Annotated in this window: 19 protein-coding genes; 9 read left to right on the top strand and 10 right to left on the bottom strand. The window is 37.5% G+C overall.

All coding sequences use genetic code 11. The features are described from left to right. Window positions 1-470: 470 nt before the first annotated feature. The 6 genes from BS34_RS0107005 to purM all read right to left on the bottom strand — a co-directional run bounded on the left by BS34_RS0107005 (window position 471) and on the right by purM (window position 6,403). A complete protein-coding gene (locus BS34_RS0107005; protein WP_038126308.1) occupies window positions 471-1,223 on the bottom strand; it encodes a DUF4395 domain-containing protein in 753 nt (250 codons plus the stop codon). 391 nt (window positions 1,224-1,614) lie between these two features. Beyond that, window positions 1,615-2,658, bottom strand: a complete 1,044-nt coding sequence (gene gshB, locus BS34_RS0107000) for a glutathione synthase (RefSeq protein ID WP_038126306.1) — start codon at window positions 2,656-2,658, stop codon at window positions 1,615-1,617. A gap of 476 nt (window positions 2,659-3,134) precedes the next feature. Next, a complete protein-coding gene (gene dcd, locus BS34_RS0106990; RefSeq protein ID WP_029407820.1) occupies window positions 3,135-3,758 on the bottom strand; it encodes a dCTP deaminase in 624 nt (207 codons plus the stop codon). Continuing rightward, window positions 3,755-4,507: a DUF3108 domain-containing protein gene (locus BS34_RS0106985; protein WP_029407819.1), complete on the bottom strand. Its 753-nt coding sequence runs from the start codon at window positions 4,505-4,507 to the stop codon at window positions 3,755-3,757. The genes dcd and BS34_RS0106985 overlap by 4 nt, the downstream gene beginning before the upstream one ends. A gap of 49 nt (window positions 4,508-4,556) precedes the next feature. Beyond that, complete coding sequence (gene purN / locus BS34_RS0106980; RefSeq protein WP_029407818.1) at window positions 4,557-5,210, bottom strand: phosphoribosylglycinamide formyltransferase; 654 nt, start codon at window positions 5,208-5,210, stop codon at window positions 4,557-4,559. Window positions 5,211-5,353: 143 nt separating this feature from the next. After that, entirely contained in the window at window positions 5,354-6,403 is a 1,050-nt protein-coding gene (gene purM, locus BS34_RS0106975; protein WP_029407817.1) for a phosphoribosylformylglycinamidine cyclo-ligase, read from the bottom strand. A 283-nt stretch (window positions 6,404-6,686) separates the two neighbouring features. On the opposite strand from purM, the gene BS34_RS0106970 reads away from it, so the two are divergent. The 7 genes from BS34_RS0106970 (at window position 6,687) to BS34_RS0106940 (ending at window position 12,537) form a co-directional block, all read left to right on the top strand. Next, complete coding sequence (locus tag BS34_RS0106970) at window positions 6,687-7,811, top strand: DUF2066 domain-containing protein (RefSeq protein ID WP_029407816.1); 1,125 nt, start codon at window positions 6,687-6,689, stop codon at window positions 7,809-7,811. Between the two features lie 293 nt (window positions 7,812-8,104). After that, on the top strand, window positions 8,105-8,812 hold the full coding sequence (gene hda, locus BS34_RS0106965) for a DnaA regulatory inactivator Hda (protein ID WP_029407815.1): 708 nt from the start codon (window positions 8,105-8,107) through the stop codon (window positions 8,810-8,812). Between the two features lie 76 nt (window positions 8,813-8,888). Then, entirely contained in the window at window positions 8,889-9,470 is a 582-nt protein-coding gene (locus BS34_RS12275; RefSeq protein ID WP_233993163.1) for a TlpA disulfide reductase family protein, read from the top strand. Between the two features lie 51 nt (window positions 9,471-9,521). Further along, window positions 9,522-10,061 (top strand): thioredoxin family protein, encoded by a 540-nt coding sequence (locus BS34_RS0106955; protein ID WP_233993162.1) that lies wholly within the window; start codon window positions 9,522-9,524, stop codon window positions 10,059-10,061. 59 nt (window positions 10,062-10,120) lie between these two features. Next, on the top strand, window positions 10,121-11,548 hold the full coding sequence (locus BS34_RS0106950; protein ID WP_084151583.1) for a TolC family protein: 1,428 nt from the start codon (window positions 10,121-10,123) through the stop codon (window positions 11,546-11,548). Between the two features lie 70 nt (window positions 11,549-11,618). Further along, a complete protein-coding gene (locus BS34_RS0106945) occupies window positions 11,619-12,161 on the top strand; it encodes an efflux RND transporter periplasmic adaptor subunit (RefSeq protein ID WP_051640731.1) in 543 nt (180 codons plus the stop codon). 112 nt (window positions 12,162-12,273) lie between these two features. After that, window positions 12,274-12,537 (top strand): hypothetical protein, encoded by a 264-nt coding sequence (locus BS34_RS0106940; protein WP_029407810.1) that lies wholly within the window; start codon window positions 12,274-12,276, stop codon window positions 12,535-12,537. Window positions 12,538-12,591: 54 nt separating this feature from the next. On the opposite strand, the gene BS34_RS0106935 is transcribed toward BS34_RS0106940, so the two are convergent. Then, a complete protein-coding gene (locus tag BS34_RS0106935) occupies window positions 12,592-13,449 on the bottom strand; it encodes a 23S rRNA (adenine(2030)-N(6))-methyltransferase RlmJ (RefSeq protein WP_029407809.1) in 858 nt (285 codons plus the stop codon). A 43-nt stretch (window positions 13,450-13,492) separates the two neighbouring features. Next, window positions 13,493-14,437 carry a ribosome biogenesis GTPase YlqF gene (ylqF, locus tag BS34_RS0106930; RefSeq protein ID WP_029407808.1) on the bottom strand — a complete coding sequence of 315 codons (945 nt, stop codon included), beginning with the start codon at window positions 14,435-14,437 and terminating at the stop codon, window positions 13,493-13,495. 211 nt (window positions 14,438-14,648) lie between these two features. On the opposite strand from ylqF, the gene BS34_RS0106925 reads away from it, so the two are divergent. Together BS34_RS0106925 and BS34_RS12605 are read left to right on the top strand one after the other, a co-directional pair. After that, the gene (locus BS34_RS0106925) at window positions 14,649-15,206 is read left to right on the top strand and encodes a DUF2058 domain-containing protein (RefSeq protein ID WP_029407807.1); all 558 of its coding nucleotides are present in this window, start codon (window positions 14,649-14,651) and stop codon (window positions 15,204-15,206) included. 87 nt (window positions 15,207-15,293) lie between these two features. Continuing rightward, window positions 15,294-16,565 carry a GGDEF domain-containing protein gene (locus tag BS34_RS12605; protein WP_051640730.1) on the top strand — a complete coding sequence of 424 codons (1,272 nt, stop codon included), beginning with the start codon at window positions 15,294-15,296 and terminating at the stop codon, window positions 16,563-16,565. 24 nt (window positions 16,566-16,589) lie between these two features. On the opposite strand, the gene BS34_RS0106915 is transcribed toward BS34_RS12605, so the two are convergent. Beyond that, window positions 16,590-16,829 carry a hypothetical protein gene (locus BS34_RS0106915; protein ID WP_029407805.1) on the bottom strand — a complete coding sequence of 80 codons (240 nt, stop codon included), beginning with the start codon at window positions 16,827-16,829 and terminating at the stop codon, window positions 16,590-16,592. 309 nt (window positions 16,830-17,138) lie between these two features. Next, on the bottom strand, window positions 17,139-18,854 hold the full coding sequence (locus BS34_RS0106910; protein ID WP_029407804.1) for a proline--tRNA ligase: 1,716 nt from the start codon (window positions 18,852-18,854) through the stop codon (window positions 17,139-17,141). Between the last annotated feature and the right edge of the window lie 47 nt (window positions 18,855-18,901).

The following is an 18,901-nucleotide window of genomic DNA, read 5'->3' as shown; positions in this document are numbered from 1 at the left end:
AACTTAATCTGACAAGACAACAGTTAATTACTAACCTAACTTGATAAAAATTCATTATCAGATTTGGGTTATTTTCCACTTTTGTGATACTTAATATTGAAGCTTGGGCAAACGCCTTAACTCCCCTTGTAATAAATGGTGCAAGGTTCTTAGTGTAGTGAACGGTAAAAAAACGCTGCTGTTTGAGTACCCCAAGGGCATTTCCTACGGGCACCAGCGAGTTCAGCGTTTTCAGTTCACAAACTTAGAACTTGCCCATTTATGGAGCGGGGTTTGTTTTTTGGTTACTTTTTGCCAAATTGCAAAAAGTAACGGGAAGCCTGAGTGACAATATTTAAGGCAAAGGCTAATATTTAAAAAGGCTTCTCAACCGCTGTACTGTGAAGTGACCCCAATAAGTTAGACAGTTAGAAATGACCAGGCCTGGTCAGTTCAAATGAACTACCAGGCCTGGTTGATTGAAAGCGAGATTAAGAGCTAGCCGTTTCGGCTTGTTTTTCAGCCTCTTGTTTTGCTTTGTGTTTACGAGCAATCTCATCCCAGTCAATATTGTTACATGATTCACACTCTTCTTTAAGTACGCCAACCATAACCAGTAAAGCATGAATTTTACAGCCTACACAAAAACCAAGCGTTGCTTCTAACCACATAAAACCAAAACAAACCCATACTAAAGTTAGTGGAATCCAATAAGGTAAGAAGTTGTAGGTTTCTGGCAATAAGGTCGAGCCAGCAATCTCATTAACCCATCCTGCAACAACGCTTGGATTAAAGAAAACCAAACAAACCAGAATAAATGATGAACCTAGCGTCCAGGCAAAACGTTTTGGAACTAAAGGTTTCCAAACGGGAGGTATTTTACGTGCTAAAAAGGCTGAAATATAAACCGTAGGCAAAAATCTTGAGGTAAAAACAAACATACTGGCAACCATTTCAAACAGGCCATACAAAAGAATGTTTGTTTGAAGAGTCCAGTCGTAAACGCGTCTTGTGGCCTCAACTTGATAAATAATTTGGTCATCCCAGTTTGTATCATAGGTATCCACAGCGGTATTTCCATCAACCACCCAGTGACTTCCAAAAACCGCATCAAAAAGCGTCATTCCCATAAAAATCGGTATTAAAAGTAAAATCCCTGCACGAATTCTTACCGCAACATCGTTAATAAATATAGATTGTTCATTGGGATCTCGGAACCACAAATTTTTAAACACATCGACCATGGTTTGCTCCTTACTTATAGTAACTTCAGTGACAAGTTGGTCTAACTAACTTAATAAATAGGCCATTAACGAATAGAGACCTTTGCACGAGAGTATGCACGAATAAAAATGGTTAAAATTCACCCGATTTTTGTTGAAAAACTTGCGAATAGCTAGCTATTCCCTGCGTTTTCCGCCGCAATCAGGCAAATTTTACCTCATTTTTCTTTCGCACCTATCTCGTGCAAAGGTCTCTAATAGACCGTAGAGTATCTATTTAATTTCATCTAACGTCAATTCAGTTTATTTGATGGCGAAACAAATTAGTTTTATCTAATATCTAAAAACTCTAATATTGTTCTTAACCTAGCTAAAAATTTAAGGTGCAAAAAAGCGATTCGTGCAAAGATTTCTAAAAGTCATTCTGTTTTAAATCACTGAGACGTTTTAGTAAATATTCAAGTTCTGCACGTTTTTCGTGCTTTTCATGAACTTTCTCTTCAATGAAATCCACTACCTTTAGTTGCAGTTTAACTTTATCTAACTTGTTGATATTGCTGATGCCTCCTGGGTTTAGGACGTTTACCTCTAAAATTTTGTCACCAATCATATCGACCCCTACAAAGAAAAGGCCATCTGCAGCCAGGCGAGGACCAATTTTTCGGCAAACAGCCATTTGTGAATCAGTCATTTTATATTTATGTGCGGTACCACCTATTTGGATGTTAGCTCTAATGTCACCTTCTGGTGGCTTTCGATTATAAGCACCAAGAAACTTACCATTTAGCATAAGAACACGTACGTCACCATTTTCAGCACCTTCAATGTACTCTTGAATGATAATGTAGTTAGAATCCCCCTGACCGCTTATGTAAAAATCTAGGATAGAGTTAATGTTCGATTGTGCGTTCTTTTCAAGTACGATAACGCCGTGTCCACCAGAACCTACTAGAGGTTTAAGAATAACTTTGTCCCCAGGCATTTCTTCAATCATTTGGCGGATAAACTCTTTGTTTTTAGAAACATAAGTAATCGGTAAAAAGCTATTTCCTGGATCATTAAAAGTAGTGGTATAAAGTTTATTGTTCGCTTTACGAATACCATCAATGTCATTAATGATGATGCACTCGCTTTTGATTGAATCCAAGAAGTTATAAATGATTGGATCTAATGGTGGATCTTTACGAATCATAAAGCTGTCTAGGGCGTGCAGAGGGGTTAATACCTTTTTAAAAACCACTTTTTTATGGAACTGAATGATGTTGTCAGGAATTTTTTCCATTGATTCAATAACATTTAATAAACCGTAGGCAATATTGTTGCGAACAGTCAAGTTTTCAGGGTACAAAATCGAGACTTTATGACCACGTTTTAGGCATTCGCGAATAATTAAAACGGTGGAGTTTTTGCTTGGATCAATACTTTCCCAATTAGAAATCATAAAACCAATATGCATAATTCTGTTCCTCAATAAAGCTAAATTTAAAGCCATAGAATAAAGTGCTGTTTTATAAAAAATGCACAGAATAACCAGGCCTGGTTATTCGTAAGATAATTTTTTTGAATTATGGGCTTTTTTTGAAAAATGTAAAGAAAATAACGTTAAGAAAAGGTTGGGTGTTAAATGCTTTTTTAAAACTGTAGATAATTTACTACAATTTTGAATTGATGTTTTAGCAAAGAGAATTTTTTTAATTGGCTGAGGATGTTTTTTTTGTTGTTCTATCACTGGCATGCTGATTTTATATCAGTATACCGATATCAATATATGCAGGTAATACTTGCCATTTTCCGCATCATTTTTCACGTATTAGGTATGTTTGAAGGACGAGCCCCTGTGCTTGTAAGAAGCAGGAGAGGGGAAGCAAGTGTTCGATTATTATGGTTTTTATTTGTAAGGTATGCCTAAGTTAATAACTGCTTAATAACTGCTTAATAACTGCTTAATAAGTCTAATTGACGGTCGTGAAGTTTTACATCTTCATTAATTCTGCTAGAAGTTGGGCCTGTTTGGTTTTTATACTTAGCATCGGCACGTTTGTTGTATGGTTTTGATACAGCACTTGAAAGAGTTTCAAAGTTAATGGCACAAATATCCATGCCTGGTCTAAGTGCTAAAGGTAGCTTACCGCTATTGAATATTTCTAATACAATTTGACCATTCCAGCCTGGATCAATTCTGTGAGCGGTAACGTGAACCATGAGTCCTAATCTAGCTAAACTAGAGCGACCATCTAACCAACCGACTAAGTCATCTGGAATGGTAACAGATTCTAATGTTGCGGCTAAAGCGAGTTCTCCAGGATGTAAAAAGAAAGCCTTATCTTCAGGAATAAGTATTTCATCTCCCATGACAGAATCCATGATATTTTGCACTTCATCTTTTGGACCACTTAAATCAATGTACGGAGCAGTATGATCATTGAAGACTCTAAAGCGATTGTCTAATCGTAAATCAACGCTAATTCCCTTTATTTTGTCGTGACTCGGCTCAGGAGTTACAGCAATTTTGCCAACTTTAAGGTGTTGGATAATGTCTTTATCACTTAGTTTCATAATAGTTTTGGTTGCTCCGCAAGCGATAGGGTAATGGTTTTGTCGTCTTTATTTTCTATGCGTATTTTACCTGGAAAATAATTATATTTTGGTAATAACCACAATTCAATTTTTGCATGTTGGCTGGTAAATAGGTATTTAACGGCGGTTAGGCTGTCTTCAGCAAAGTCTAAATCAACAAAATCTTTTGGGTCGGTTGATTTTAAAGTGAGTTTATCCTGAAAATTGGTGTCTTGTAAGGTGAAGTTTTGTAAAGATTGGTTGTTTAATTTAGCGTGTTGAATTGCATAAGCAATCGACATAACATCAAATAATTTAGGCTGGTTTGGCCATTCACGTTTTTTTTCAGGACACAGGACTTTATCTTGTTTTTCGTTGAGCTTTAAATTGATAATTTTTTGCTTAGCTTTATCGTTTTTATAACTAATGCCGAGTTTGTGATAACTTTGCCAGATAAGTTCGTTTTGGGTTTGTTTAAGCTGAATGGTTTCGTGAGAGGAATCTTTAAAAAAGGCGGCTGCAAATCCTGTTGGTTTAGCATCGCTTTTAAGCGTGCAATTTTCGGATTGGCATTGCAAACTGTGTTTTGCTAGGCCAAGATTTAAGCCTAAGGCTTCAACATTAAATTGCGCTTTAAAATTGGGAAGAGGGGTTGCCAGAGCGGTTGAAGATATAAAAAAACTGAAGACGGTGATTGCCAAAAGAGCAAGCGTATTGGTAGCAAGGGGTTGAGTTTTAAATCTATGCATAGTCGTTAACGCCTTTTAAATAGTCAAAAGTAATAGGTTTAGCATAGCCTTAATCAAGTTGGTTTAACAATACTGGATACTTAAGACAGTTTTGATTTAACCAGGCCTGGTTATTCTTTAGTAAGAGCTTGTCTTCGGCAAACCATTGAACAACTAAAGGGTAGGCAAGATGCTCTTGCTGATGAACTTTATCGGCTAGAGTTTGTTCAGTGTCATTTTTTTCAATAGGCACTTTAGCTTGTAAAATAACCGGGCCACCATCTAGTTCGGGGGTGACAAAGTGAATACTCAAGCCATGTTCTTTATCCGCAGCCTCAAGAGCGCGTTGGTGGGTATGCAAGCCAGTATATTTTGGCAATAAAGAAGGGTGGATATTAAGCATTCTACCGAGGTAATGCTCTGTAAATTCAGGCGTAAGAATACGCATGAAACCTGCTAGTACAACTAGGTCTGTTTGTTTTTCATCAATAGCGGTTTGTAATGCTTGATCAAAACTCTCTCGGTTTTCATACTGAGTATGGTCAATGACTAAATTTGGTATACCTGCTTGTTGAGCACGTTGAACACCATATGCATTCGGACGATTAGAGATAACTAATACAATCTCATATAGGTCGGAGTGATTTTTTTGATGGTCAATAATGGCCTGAAGGTTTGTGCCACTTCCGGAAATTAGTACGGTAATGCGTTTAGGTGTTGTCATAGCGAGAGCGTTTTGATTAAGTATTTCTAAGGTTTGAGGGGGGTTGAATTGCACTCAATTAAAACACTGAGTGCAATCAATAGAAAAAGCGCATGGCTTTAACTTTGAGTTAATTTAATATTGAACCATTTAATCTTGCAAATTTAACCTTGAACCAATTTAACCGTCGGTTCAGCTTGTTCTGAGGTTTCGATTTGACCAATGACAGAAACGGTTTCACCCATTTGCGTTAGGATTTCAATGGCTTTCTCTTGTTCGTTGGCATCAACAACAATAACCAGACCAATACCACAGTTTAGGGTACGGTGCATTTCTTCAAACTCGACGTTTCCGTTTTCTTGAATCCAGTCAAATACGGCAGGGCGGTTCCAGCTGTTAGTGTCGATGTTTGCCATGGTGTTTGAAGGCATAACGCGAGGAAGGTTTTCTAATAGACCACCACCAGTAATATGAGATACCGCGTGAATATCGACCACTTTCATTAACTCTAAAAGAGATTTAACGTAAATTTTAGTGGGTGCCATTAGTGCATCAATTAATGGTTGGCCATCCATGTCCATCTGTAAATCGGCATTGCTGACTTCTAGAATTTTACGAATTAAAGAATAACCATTTGAGTGTGGTCCGGTTGAGGCTAAACCAAGCATGACATCGCCTGCTTTTACTTTAGTGCCATCAATTAAATCTGACTTTTCAACAATTCCAACACAGAAACCCGCTAAGTCATAATCACCTTTAGGGTACATACCAGGCATTTCTGCGGTTTCACCACCAATTAATGCACAGCCTGATTGTTGGCAACCTTCGCCAATACCTTTTACAACATCCGTTGCTACAGGAAGATCTAGTTTACCGGTTGCATAGTAATCTAAGAAAAATAGAGGTTCTGCACCTTGTACAATTAAGTCATTAACACACATAGCGACTAAATCAATACCCACTTTGTCATGTTTACCGCTATCAATGGCTAAGCGTAATTTTGTACCAACACCATCTGTTCCTGAAACTAAAATAGGATTTTTATATTTACTCATATCCAGTTCAAATAGAGCGCCAAAACCACCTAAAGATGCTGGAACTTCAGGACGTGTGGTTGCTTTTGCAATAGGTTTAATGGCTTCAACTAGGGCATTACCAGCGTCGATATCAACACCGGCATCTTTATAACTAATGGATTGTGTATTTGTTGTCATAATCTCAAATCTAACTTTTAAAAAATAAATTGATGGGTTGTACTTAAGCCTATCTGTGGCAGTATGTGAACTTTACCGAAGATGTTTTCACGAATAAGAAAGGTTTTACCTCGTTTTTTCGTGCTCCATTTGTGCAAAGGTCTCAATATAAACTTAGAGTACGGTTTCGTTTTTTAGGATTAATTAGCGAACCCTTGAAAAAACCTGACCTTGTCAGGCAAAAGTCTGTACTGACTTTGCGAAAAAATATTATGATATTGTAACGAAATTTAACGAGTCTTATATGAGAAGTTTTCAGCTAATATTAGTCATTATCAGTTTATTGTTTGTGCAGAGCGCACAATCCAGCGATTCAGAGTTCCTGCCGGAGGCGTTTTTTACGATTACATTGCCTTATGATAATGTGGGAATTAACTCTTCAGAACCTTCTGTAAAAAAGCCTGTAAAGGTTTTGGACTCTAAAGTTCTATTGGCAAAACAAGCGCAAAAAGCCATGCAAATTTTATTGTTGCGTTTAAATGGTCGTGAGCAATTAATGGCTTCTAGTGTAGGGCAGGATTATATTAAAAATGCTCAAAATTGGTTGTCGAGCTATAACATTAAGCCCAGAGTAGAAGATGGTGTGAATGTTGGGCAGAATATTGAACTTCATTTTGACCAAGCCAGGCTTAAAAAATCCTTTAAAAAACACCATATCAAATTATGGGCAGCTAATCAGCGGCCACAAACCTTGGTGATGGGAACCTTGGTTCAGCAAGGGCGATTGGTTAAGCTTGATCAGGAAATTTTAGATTATCGGGTGGATGTTGATTATCGAAATTATCCAAAGCAATTAAAGTTACCTATTACGGTTGCTGAAAACCCAAATAAGTGGGTGTTCCCTATAGAAAGTGCGCCTTTAGACACTCGAGTACAAGAGGTTTTAATAGCAAGTAATCATAAGAATCTACTGAGTTTTAAATTATTAGCTTTAGAGAATAAACAATATGAATTGACCTGGTTTTTATTTGCTATAAATGGTTCAACTCTTGCGCACAATGAGACTAAAGGCAAAAATCGTCAAGCCCTAATGCACGATATGTTTAAAGCGGTGATGCAACAGTATGTAAAACTGTCTGCGGTCAAAAATGTTCGTAAGAATCACGTTTATTTAAATGTGCACGGAGTTACTTATGGCCAACAAGTTAACCAACTCGAGGCAGAATTAAAAAAACAGCAACCCATGATTCGTAATGCTCAATTGACGAGTTTACAAACTGATAATGTTCAATTTGATATTGAGTATCAAGGGGATTACCAAGTGCTCTTAAATTGGATAAAAAATTGGTCAAAAGTTGGTTTTGGTCAGGCTTTAAGTAATCAAGAAATTGATGTATTTGTTCGCCCTGAACATTTTCAGCCACAATGAGACCTTTGCACGAGATAGGTGCGAAAGAAAAATGAGGGAAAATTTGCCTGATTCTCGACTTACCCCTTCGGGCGTCGAGTTCTTTGTTTGCGGCGGGAAACGCAGCGAATAGCTAGCTATTCGCAAGTTGTCGCCCAACGGAAGTGCCCTTGGGGTAAAACAAAAATCAGGTGAATTTTTACCCTCAAGGGGTACCTAGAACCATTTTTACTCGCGCATACTCTTGTGCTAAGGTCTCACAATAACACTCAAACTCGGTTAGAGAAATCTACTGAAAACGAAAAGGTTCCATAATGTTTGTACAAATGCCACTTAAGATTGGCTTAAGAGATGATGCGTGTTTTGAAACCTTTGTAACGGAAAAAGAGTCACTGGCATTAGCGTTAAATGCCTTGCAGTCAGCCTTAATAAAAGACAGCGGTAGCGCCTATTATTTATTTGGAAATGGCGGCACCGGCAAAACCCATTTATTACAAGCGGCTTGCCGTTTTGTAACGGAACAGAATAAAACCAGTGTGTTTTTGCCAATTAGTGATGATAGTCTGCCGTTAATTGCAGACGTATTATTGGGTTTAGAGCAAATGCCATTAGTCTGTTTAGATGATATTGATGAAAAAATAGGCGATGCAAAATGGGAATTGGCATTAGCAAATTTGATAACTAAATCGAGTGTACAAGGTCACACCGTTTTATTATCAGGAACGATAGCCATTAACGATTGGAATATTAAAACCCAAGAGTTAGCCAAAGCGTTAATGAATGTATTGCCGATTCAGATGCAAAGTTTAGAAGATAAAGGTGAAGTTATTTCCGCATTACAAAAACATAGTGCCAAGATGGGGTTTGAACTTCCTAGTGAAGTAGGTAATTTTTTAGTTAAACAGTTCTCAACCGACTTACAAGAACTGTTGGCTGTATTAAAACTATTAGAGCAAGCAACTTTGGTTGAAAAACGCCGCCTAACATTACCTTTTGTTAAGCAAGTATTGCAACAGAGTTAATACTTTAAGGAGTGCGCAATGACTTATCTTGCAAGCTTCTTAAAAATACGAGAACAATAAAAAACAAGGATAGAAAATGAAAATTAAACATTGGATGTTAAGTGCCACAATGACATTTTGTGCTCTTTTTTTAGTAATGCAGCAGGCAAATGCTCAAGACTCAAAAAATACAGCCACAGAAAATATTGAGTTTGTGGATTTAGACGGTAAATCAATTCATTTATCAGACTATAAAGGTAAGTGGGTTATTATTAATTTATGGGCCACTTGGTGTCCCCCTTGTTTAGTGGAAATACCCGATTTGGTTATGTTTCAAGAAGCTCACAAGGGTAAAGACGCTGTAGTTTTGGGCGTTAACTATGAAGCCAATGACCCTCAAAAAGTGAAAAACTTTGCAGAGTCACAAATGATTAATTACCCTGTAGTTCGTTTTAAAGGTCGAATTGATGGTAGAACAACACCATTTGGATCTTTAAAAGGGTTACCAACCACTTATATGGTTACGCCAGAAGGTAAGCTAGTCGCTGAGCGAGTAGGAATGGTTGATCAAAAAATGCTGGAAACCTTTATTGAACGTTACGCGAGTTTAAAGACGAATGAAAAGTCTAAACAAGACAAGTCAAAACAAGGTGACTCCAAAGAAGAAAAGTCAAAATAAGAATTCAAGCGAACTCTGTTAAAGTTACTGTTGTCATATAAGGACATAAATATGAAATTCATGCAGAAAATGAGTCAACACTTTATGTTGTTGGTTGCCAGTTTTTTAATGCTAAATAGCCACCAGGCCTGGTCGGAAGAGGCTTTTTTTGATGAAACCTTTGGCAATTATCAAGAAGATTTAGAAACGGCTAAAGAGGAAGGCAAAAAAGGTATTTTTGTTTTTTACTATATGGATGAATGTCCATTCTGTCATCGCATGGAAACCACAATTATGACTGAGCCGGATGTCATTGAATTGTATAAAAGTAATTTTATGAGCATAAAGCATGACATTGAAGGTAGTAATGAAATTGTTGATTTTGATGGAACCTCTGGCACAGCACAAAGTCTTGCGGAAAAAAAATATCGTGTACGTGCCACACCGGTCATGATGATTTTTGATTTAGAGGGTAAACCTCTTGTGAAATACACTGGACCGACTCGAACTAAAGCAGAGTTTAAATGGTTAGCTGAGTATGTCACGGATGGTAGTTATAAAACGCAATCGTTTACCGCTTACAAGCGTAAACGTAAAAAAGCCAGTCGTTAGCTTTTGACGTTAGCTCATCATGGTAAACAAAATTTATAACGAGGTTTAATGCATTGTTAATGTTAAATATTCAATCAAAAAGACGGCTGTTAAAGGTTTTGCCATTCTCTATGTTTTTGGTAGGACAATGCATGGGGTCAACGGTATTGGCAGCGGAAGGACAATCTCAAGCACAATCTCAAACACAAGCTAAGACGGGGCAAGAGCAGGTTATTAATGGCGTTGAAAATGCCAAGAAAAGCGGGCCTTTAACGCCATTACCTAATCCTTTAACATTAAATCTTTTGCTAGATAGTTATGCCAATCAGTCTCCTGAAATTGCCTTGCAGATGGCTAAAATTAATATGGCAAAAGCCACGTTAGAGAGTAATCAAGTCACCAATAGCTGGCAAGCAAATATTGCCGGACGATTAGAGCAACGTGACTTTGCAGAAGAAACTCAACCGCATAACCTTTTAGCACTGCATGTGGGTAAAGTTCTCTATGATTTTGAGCAATCAGACAATCAGCTCCAAGCCGATTCTTTAAGTATTGAACAGCAAAAAACCTGGCTGCAATCGGTTGAAAATAAACAGCGTTTAAATGTCGTTAAGGCCTATTTGAATGTGTTGCTGGCTGATTTTCAGTATCGAATTGATAATGAAGCCATGGCCGTTGAATATGTTGGTTATGATAAAGTGAAAGATCGTCATGCCATTGGACAGTTTTCGGATGTGGATTTACTGGCTGCAGAGCAAGAATATCAAGCCGCTTTGGTTAAGCGTATGCAAGCAGAACAGATGCAACTTAAAACACGTATTGAGTTAGCGAATACTTTGGGGCTACCTAATGAAAGACCTGATGAACTGCGTTTTCCTAAATTAGAGAGCTTTGAAACCCGTTCAATTAAAGAGATAAGTTTAGAAACATTACAAAATCAAGTTCTTGCAAATAACATTCAATTAAAAACATTAGAACAAGCGCAACAAGCGCAAACGTTTGCATTACAAAAAGCTAAAAACACCTCTAGTCCAAGCTTGAGAGCAGATGCTTGGGTGGGGCAACTTTCTAGCTATCCTCAAATAAGAGAAGGCAATTGGAAAGCGTCATTATCAGTAGATGTTCCACTTTATGATGGTGGGGCAAAAAGTTCAGCTACTAATAAAGTGCAAGCACAGTTATCGCAAATTAAAGCCCAATATGGTCAGCTTCAGCAGACTTTAAGATCAGAAGTGGCTGATATCTATTTTCAGTTAACGTTACTGGATGCTGAAAAGAAACAGCATCAAATCTTTGGCGATTATGCCGATTTATATTTAGATTACAGCCGTGCTTTATATGAAAATGAAAGTTCAACTGATTTAGGTGATGCTATGGTTCGTTTATCTGAAGCTAACTACGATATGGTAGCTTGGCAATTTAAACAGGCGCTACTGTGGTTACAATTAGATTATTTACAAGGTAAAACGATTCGCCTAGATAAACCTAGTCCCGCAACGGAAAAATAAAGATTTCTGATAGAGAACTGACTTTTGAAAAGGGCTCTAATAATTAACTTAAAAGTGTTTGAGAGTGTATATGCAATATTTTAAGCAACCGTTTAATTTAAAAAATGTCGGCTTAGCCGTCTTAATTTCAAGCTTTATGGTTGTGTCAACCACTCCCGCGCTTGCTCAAGAAAAGACGATAGTTAAAATTGGTTCATTGGTTTCGGGGCAGGTCACCAAACTTTATGTGTCAGAAGGGCAAACGGTTAAAGCAGGGCAAAAGTTATTAAATTTAGACGGTTCACGCTACCAAGCTAAATTGAGACTTTTAAAATCTCAGCAAAAAGCGGCTAAGTATAATTTGGATGATGCCAAGATTGAACTTGACCAGGCTTTAGATTTATATGACCGAACGGTTACATCTAAACGTACTCGAGATGCTTCACAGTTGCGTTATGATATGGCTAAAGCTAATTATGATAAAGCGCAAGCCGCAGTGGCTATGCACCAGGCCTGGTCAAAGTATGTTTATATTAAAGCCCCTGTGAATGGAATAATAAGTAAAATATTGGCGCCATTAGGCACAACGGTTTACAAAGAAAATACGACTATGCTTGAGCTAGAAGCCGAATAAAGTTTCTACGTATTTAAGCCTTCTACCAGGCCTGGTAGAAATCGACTAAATTTAAAAATTAAGAAGGCTATGTATGAGCTCTTCTTGTGCAAAGGTCTTATTAAGGATTCACATGTTAAAAACACGCTTTAATTACGGTATTAAATATTGGCGTTTAGCGATTCATTTGATTTTTAAAACCAAACATTTTGGTGTTAATAATCTTTGGTGGTCGCAACAACCTTCAGCCATTGGATGGCATTGGTATCAAATACTATTTGGCGTATTGACTATTATGCCGATTGTTAGAAACTACCAATCTCTTAAGGTTCGTAGTTGTTTAGGTTGGTTGCCAGAATCAGAGTGTTTAGCATTAGGCTTTAAACCAAAAGCCTAAAAATTTCTACCTTTTGATAGGCATTAACCATCAGTTGACGTTATTCGTTATTAGTTATTCTTCAACTAATTGAATACAACGATATCGTCCTTGTGTTCCAGCAAGTTGCTTAGCTAAATAAGGCAAGGCATGTTGAGCAGCTTTCATGAGTGTCCAAGGTGGATTAATCACAATCATGCCACTTGAGGTCATTCCTTGTTCTTTATCTCCTGCAATTCCTAATTCAAATAACTGAATATTTTTAATACCACTTTTAATAAAGTCGGCTTCAATTTTATCAACACGATAACGGTCAACAACTGGATACCAAAGGGCATAGGTTCCAGTGGCAAATTTTGCATGAGCTTTGATTAGGGTATCGGTCGCGGTTTGATAATCTTGCTTAACTTCATAAGGTGGATCCATCAAAATATAGCCTCTTCGCTCTTTAGGAGGAAGTTGGCTCATACAGGAGTGAAATCCATCTTTTTGAAAAGCTTTGATACGACGATCACCACGAATATTTTGTAATAAGGTTTTAAATTCACGAGGGTGTAGTTCAAACAAGGACAAACGGTCATGTTCTCGTAAAAGGTGTTGTGCAAACCAGGGTGACCCTGGATAAGTATCCAAATTTGGAGATAGGTTAAAGGATTGAATTAACTCAATATAGTCTTTAACCAGGCCTGGTAGTTCTTCGGATTGGTTATCTTGGGTGGGTAAATCCCAAAGTTTGCCAATGCCGTTTAAGTACTCTTGAGTTTTTTGAGCTTCATTGTCATGCAAAGAAAAAGCCCCGGTTCCAGAGTGGGTATCTAAATAAAAAACCGGTTTTGGTTTTTTAGTCATGTAGTCAAGAATATGGGCACTAATGCTGTGTTTTAAAACATCTGCAAAGTTCCCAGCATGAAATGAGTGTAAATAACTCAACATGATTAAGCCTTTGTTTGATTAAGGTGAGATCTTTGCAAAGGTCTCAACGTTTATTCTTTTTATGGCGAGCACGGCGTTGTTTTTTTAATTCTTCGCGGGCTTGTTTTTTCTCTTCTTTAAGCTTGCGTTGAATTTCAACTTGAGCCCATTCTTCCACAATCATCTCAGGGGTTTCTAGAGAGAGGTTGCCAATAACGTTATCACGGTATTCCATAATTAATATTCTAGAGACTTTATCTAAGTCAACACGGCCACCACCTCGCAAACAACCACGTTGTTTACCAATATCCTCTAAAAGTTCCATATCGGTTTCAGGAAGCGTTGTTAGATTAAAGCGTTGTTTGATCTCCTCAGGATAGGCCTGTAAAAAATATTCAGCCGCATAAGACGCAATATCTGGGAGTTCAAACGCGGTCTCTTTAATACCACCGGTAATAGCCAAACGATAACCACTGTTTTCATTTTCAATGTTTGGCCAAAGCATTCCAGGGGTGTCAATGAGTGTAATATTTTCTTCTAACTTGATGCGCTGTTGGTTTTTAGTGACAGCGGGTTCATTACCGGTTTTGGCTATGGTTCGACCCGTAATGCTATTAATTAATGTAGATTTACCAACATTAGGAATGCCAATAATTAAAGCATGGATGGTCTTAACGCTATTGACTTTTTCAGGCACCATTTTTTTAATTAGGCTTAACAGTTGATCACGTTTATCGGCATTTTGAGTGTTAAAGGCTAAGGTTTTTACACTGCTTTGCTGTTCCATATGAGCTTGCCACAGGTCAGTAATTTTAGGGTCGGCTAAATCTGTTTTACTCAATATTTTAATGGTAGGTTTGTCTTGACGAATCTCTTCAATTAAAGGGTTTTGACTACTAAATGGAATACGGGCATCGAGTACCTCGATAAATACATCGACCTGATTAAAAATTTCACGCACTTCTTTTTGAGCTTTGTGCATGTGTCCCGGGTACCACTGTATAGCCATTGTGTTTTCCTTAAAAATCGTAGTTGGTTGAATTATAGCGTTTTAACAGATTTTATGACTTTAATTATTGTCTTCATATCATTGTATCCATGACGCTATTTCAGAATAGCGTTTTGATGTGTGGTAGTTCCTAATAATGGCTTCTGTTATGCGTTGTAAAGATGCGTTAGAATAGCGCATTATTTTCAAATGTCTCAAAGGTTTATAAGTCATGGCAGGTTCATTGTTTGATCAACTGAAAAAATCAGGGTTAGTGGATGAAAAAAAGGCTCGAAAGGTCAAGCAACAGCAACATCAACAAAATAAGAAAAATCGTGCAAACAAAACCAAAAAAGGTCAAACCGTTGTTAGCGAAGCTTCGAAATTAGCGGCTAAAGCAGCAGAAGATACCGCAGAACGTAACCGTTTATTAAATCAACAACGCCAACAAGAGCAAGCTCAAAAGGCATTGCAAGCTGAAGTAAAACAGATTATTGAATCAAATCAACTTAAAGATTTTGATGGTGAGAGGGTCTACAATTTTGCAGATGGGAAAAAGGTTAAAAGTCTCAGTGTAAATGAAAAGACACTAAGAGGATTAAGCTCAGAAAAACTTCGTATTGCGCGATTTAACAATGGTTATGCATTAGTGACTTCGGAAGCGGCTGAGAAAATTGAGCAACGTGATAAAAGTATCTTAATTTCAACTTCTGGTGTAGATGATTCACTATCAAAAGAAGATCAGGACTATTATGCTCAGTTTGAAATACCAGATGATTTGGTTTGGTAATGTGAATATAGTCAATTTTTTAGTTAATTTTTAAATATAGTGTAAACTAAAATTAATATTAAATTCACACCTGTTTTGGAACTTTAAATGGCGTTTTCTTGCATTAATCCAAAGAATATTGAAAAAGCATTTACTGAGTTTTATCAGTTTATGATGAATTCAGAGCATTTTCATGTTTTTTTTACGGGACAAGATCAGGTAGATGCCTTAATTAAAATTCAGGCTAATAATTTTTATGAAAGCCTATCCATGTCTGATGAGGACTTTATAAAAAATTATGTAGATTTAGGTTTAATGCACGCTAAGATGCAATTACCATTTGAGGATATGGTTTCCGGTTTAAGCATGGTACGCGACAACCTTTTAAAGAACACCTCAATTGATACTAAAAAAATCTATAACATCGTCGAGAAGATGGAGTGTTATTTAGCAAAAGGTTATTTAGTTTATCAATTTGAAGATGTCCTAAACCAATTACAGCTCTCAATCGACAATATTTATGGCGCTTATGCAGAAGAAAATCAAGATGTAGTGACTAGTGCTCTAACTTGGTTTTTGCATATTGTTAAGAATTTTCAGGCAGAGAAAAACCTAGAGTACGCAGACATCTTAACAGCAGATTTATGTCCTTTAACGTCTAAGATTAAGGCGTTAGACATTGAGCCAGAATTAAAACAGCGTATTTTAATGTCTCATACAGAGCAGCACTCTTTGGCACTGAGTATGGCTTTTTTCTTTAGAGAAGAAGACTACATGTTGGCAAACTTCATGTTCGCTAAACTTTTTGCGATTACGGTTTCTCTGAGTAATCAAATAGGTTTAGCCGTTTCTCAACAAGCGATTGAAGAACTTCATTATGATGCCTTAACAGGCTTGTTATTGCGCCATTCATTAGAGACTAAACTACTTAATACGCTCAATCAATCGGCCAGCGCTAACCAATCTGTAGCCATGATGATGCTTGATTTAGACCACTTCAAAAAAATTAATGATACTTGGGGGCATCAGGCCGGTGATAAGGTTCTCGAAGAGTTAGGTCAATTGATTCAGAATAACCAAAGAGAGAATGATCTTGCGTTTCGTTATGGAGGTGAAGAATTTTTACTTTTTGTATCAAATGTCTCTTTTGATAATGCTCAGTCTATCGCTGAACGTATTCGTTTACAGGTAGAGGCATTAACCATTGAGTGGGAAGGTAAATGTATTCCATTAACAATGAGTATTGGGGGAGTCTTTATAGAAGGCGTCCAGTTAGGTGAGTCGATTGATGCTTATATCGAAAAGGCTGACCAAAACCTATATGAGGCTAAAGAGACAGGCCGAAATAAAGTGATTATGTCAAAATTTAAACGCTCTTAATTGTATTTAGCCGGCTTAAATAAACTACTTACCAAACATTCTCGTTAAAAAACGTATAAAAAGAAAAATCGCTGAAGCCATCCACACATATACAATCCATTTAAAAAAATCATAAAAAGAGACAAACTGCGGTTCTAAGTGAGAGAGCCCTTCAACGGTTAAGAGCCCGTTTTCAGCATTGGATAAAGCAATAAGCACAACAATCAAAAAACTGGCCGCAATTAACGCCCCAAGATAAAGAAAAATCTTCTGAAAAATGTCCATGAAAGCTCCTGACTGAATTTAACGAAATAAAACGATTTTGAATGGGATGAATTTTAGCATAGTCACCTTCAATGCACCTTCAATTCAGTTTGATATGTTTTTTTGTAATTGATTTAAAGGGAGGTGAAAGTTCTTATTTTAATAAAGCTTATCTTAAGAAAGCTTATTTTAATAAAAAATATGCAATGCGTTTTTGACACAATCACCAGGCCTGGTTGTTTTGATATTTGAAGTTAAAAAAAGCGGTTATGCTGTTAAGCATACCGCTTTAAATTTGATCTATTTGGCCGATTAAATCTGTATAAAACCTTATTTATTTAGTTGCCCCATTAGGAATTCCATAAATTCATCAGCTTGAATATCTTGAGCTTTTTCATCACGACGATATTTGTATTCTATTTGACCATTATCTAGTCCACGCTCACCAATGACAATTCGGTGTGGGATACCGATTAAATCCATATCAGAGAACATGACACCTGGACGTTCTGAACGGTCATCAAATAAAACCTCAATACCCTTAGCCACTAGTTCTTGATAAATGGCTTCCGCTGCTTCCTTAACACGAGGGGACTTGTGCATTTGCATTGGTACAATGCATACTTGGAAAGGGGCTAGAGATTCTGGCCAGATAATGCCTTTATCATCAAAGTTTTGTTCAATTGCCGCGGCAACAACACGGGTAATTCCAATACCATAACAACCCATTTCTAATACTTGTGAACGACTGCTCTCGTTTTGTACGGTTGCATTTAAGGCTGTTGAATATTTGTTACCTAACTGAAAAATATGTCCCACTTCGATACCGCGACGAATTTCAATTTTACCGTTACCACATGGGCTAGGGTCACCTTTAACGACATTGCGAATATCTGCAATTAACGTTGGTGTAGCATCACGTTCCCAGTTGGCGCCAGTCACATGGAAGTTGTCTTTATTTGCGCCGCAAACAAAGTCGCTCATGTTAGCAGCTGTGCGGTCAACAATAACAGGAATTGTTAGCCCAACAGGACCAATAGAACCAGCATTGCAGCCTGCAGCCGCAAAAATTTCTTCATCAGTAGCCATTTCAAATGGTTCGGCAACTAATTCTAGCTTTTCAGCTTTAATTTCATTTAAATCGTGATCACCACGCACTACAAGAGCAACTACCGGTGCTTGTTCAGTGGCTCCTTTAACTAATAAAGTTTTCACAATTTTCTTTTTCTTAAGCTGCAAGAAATCACACACTTCTTCAATGCTATGTTTGTTAGGCGTTTCTACTTCTGTTAGGGCTTCTGTTGCGGCAGCACGTTCGCCACGAGGGGCTACTGCTTCAGCCAACTCAACATTAGCGGCAAAATCGGAGCCGGTTGAAAAAGCAATATCATCTTCACCTGAATCGGCTAAGACGTGAAACTCATGAGAAGCGTCACCGCCAATTGAACCGGTATCTGCTTGTACAGGACGGAAATCTAAGCCTAGACGGGTGAAGATACGGTTGTAGGCATTAAACATCTCATCATAGGTTACTTGTAAACTAGCCTTGTCCATATGAAAAGAGTAAGCATCTTTCATAATAAACTCACGTGAACGCATTACACCAAAACGTGGACGAATTTCATCACGAAACTTAGTTTGAATTTGAAAGAAGTTTGCGGGTAACTGTTTGTAACTGCGAATCTCTTTACGCACTAAATCGGTAATTATTTCTTCGTGAGTCGGGCCTAGTGCAAATTCACGATGATGACGGTCTTTAATACGAAGTAGTTCTGGACCATAATCCTGAGCACGACCTGACTCTTCCCAAAGTTCCATTGGTTGAACCACTGGCATAAGCACTTCTTGAGCACCTGAACGAGTCATTTCTTCACGAACAATGGCTTCCACTTTTCTTAAAACACGCACACCTAATGGTAGCCAGTTGTATAAACCACCTGCTAAAGGGCGAATGATTCCAGCTCTTAACATGAGTTGATGACTGATAACAATGGCATCAGAAGGAGTTTCGCGAGTGGTAGAAATAAGTAAATTTGAAGTTCTCATGTTGGGATATAGCCTTGAATTTTAATCCATTAAATTTCCGCGTATTT

It is taken from the genome of Thiomicrorhabdus sp. Milos-T2, assembly GCF_000702325.1.
In the GTDB taxonomy this organism is placed as follows: Bacteria; Pseudomonadota; Gammaproteobacteria; order Thiomicrospirales; family Thiomicrospiraceae; genus Thiomicrorhabdus.
Note: the sequence above shows the minus strand (reverse complement) of the source record. Positions and strands in the feature narration are given on the sequence as shown.

Bases quoted from the DNA above. Each gene is read 5' to 3' on its own strand.
- BS34_RS0107005 (WP_038126308.1), bottom strand. From the start codon at position 1,223: ATGGTCGATGTGTTTAAAAATTTGTGGTTCCGAGATCCCAATGAACAA.
- gshB (WP_038126306.1), bottom strand. From the start codon at position 2,658: ATGCATATTGGTTTTATGATTTCTAATTGGGAAAGTATTGATCCAAGC.
- dcd (WP_029407820.1), bottom strand. From the start codon at position 3,758: ATGAAACTAAGTGATAAAGACATTATCCAACACCTTAAAGTTGGCAAA.
- BS34_RS0106985 (WP_029407819.1), bottom strand. From the start codon at position 4,507: ATGCATAGATTTAAAACTCAACCCCTTGCTACCAATACGCTTGCTCTT.
- purN (WP_029407818.1), bottom strand. From the start codon at position 5,210: ATGACAACACCTAAACGCATTACCGTACTAATTTCCGGAAGTGGCACA.
- purM (WP_029407817.1), bottom strand. From the start codon at position 6,403: ATGACAACAAATACACAATCCATTAGTTATAAAGATGCCGGTGTTGAT.
- BS34_RS0106970 (WP_029407816.1), top strand. From the start codon at position 6,687: ATGAGAAGTTTTCAGCTAATATTAGTCATTATCAGTTTATTGTTTGTG.
- hda (WP_029407815.1), top strand. From the start codon at position 8,105: ATGTTTGTACAAATGCCACTTAAGATTGGCTTAAGAGATGATGCGTGT.
- BS34_RS12275 (WP_233993163.1), top strand. From the start codon at position 8,889: ATGAAAATTAAACATTGGATGTTAAGTGCCACAATGACATTTTGTGCT.
- BS34_RS0106955 (WP_233993162.1), top strand. From the start codon at position 9,522: ATGAAATTCATGCAGAAAATGAGTCAACACTTTATGTTGTTGGTTGCC.
- BS34_RS0106950 (WP_084151583.1), top strand. From the start codon at position 10,121: ATGTTAAATATTCAATCAAAAAGACGGCTGTTAAAGGTTTTGCCATTC.
- BS34_RS0106945 (WP_051640731.1), top strand. From the start codon at position 11,619: ATGCAATATTTTAAGCAACCGTTTAATTTAAAAAATGTCGGCTTAGCC.
- BS34_RS0106940 (WP_029407810.1), top strand. From the start codon at position 12,274: ATGTTAAAAACACGCTTTAATTACGGTATTAAATATTGGCGTTTAGCG.
- BS34_RS0106935 (WP_029407809.1), bottom strand. From the start codon at position 13,449: ATGTTGAGTTATTTACACTCATTTCATGCTGGGAACTTTGCAGATGTT.
- ylqF (WP_029407808.1), bottom strand. From the start codon at position 14,437: ATGGCTATACAGTGGTACCCGGGACACATGCACAAAGCTCAAAAAGAA.
- BS34_RS0106925 (WP_029407807.1), top strand. From the start codon at position 14,649: ATGGCAGGTTCATTGTTTGATCAACTGAAAAAATCAGGGTTAGTGGAT.
- BS34_RS12605 (WP_051640730.1), top strand. From the start codon at position 15,294: ATGGCGTTTTCTTGCATTAATCCAAAGAATATTGAAAAAGCATTTACT.
- BS34_RS0106915 (WP_029407805.1), bottom strand. From the start codon at position 16,829: ATGGACATTTTTCAGAAGATTTTTCTTTATCTTGGGGCGTTAATTGCG.
- BS34_RS0106910 (WP_029407804.1), bottom strand. From the start codon at position 18,854: ATGAGAACTTCAAATTTACTTATTTCTACCACTCGCGAAACTCCTTCT.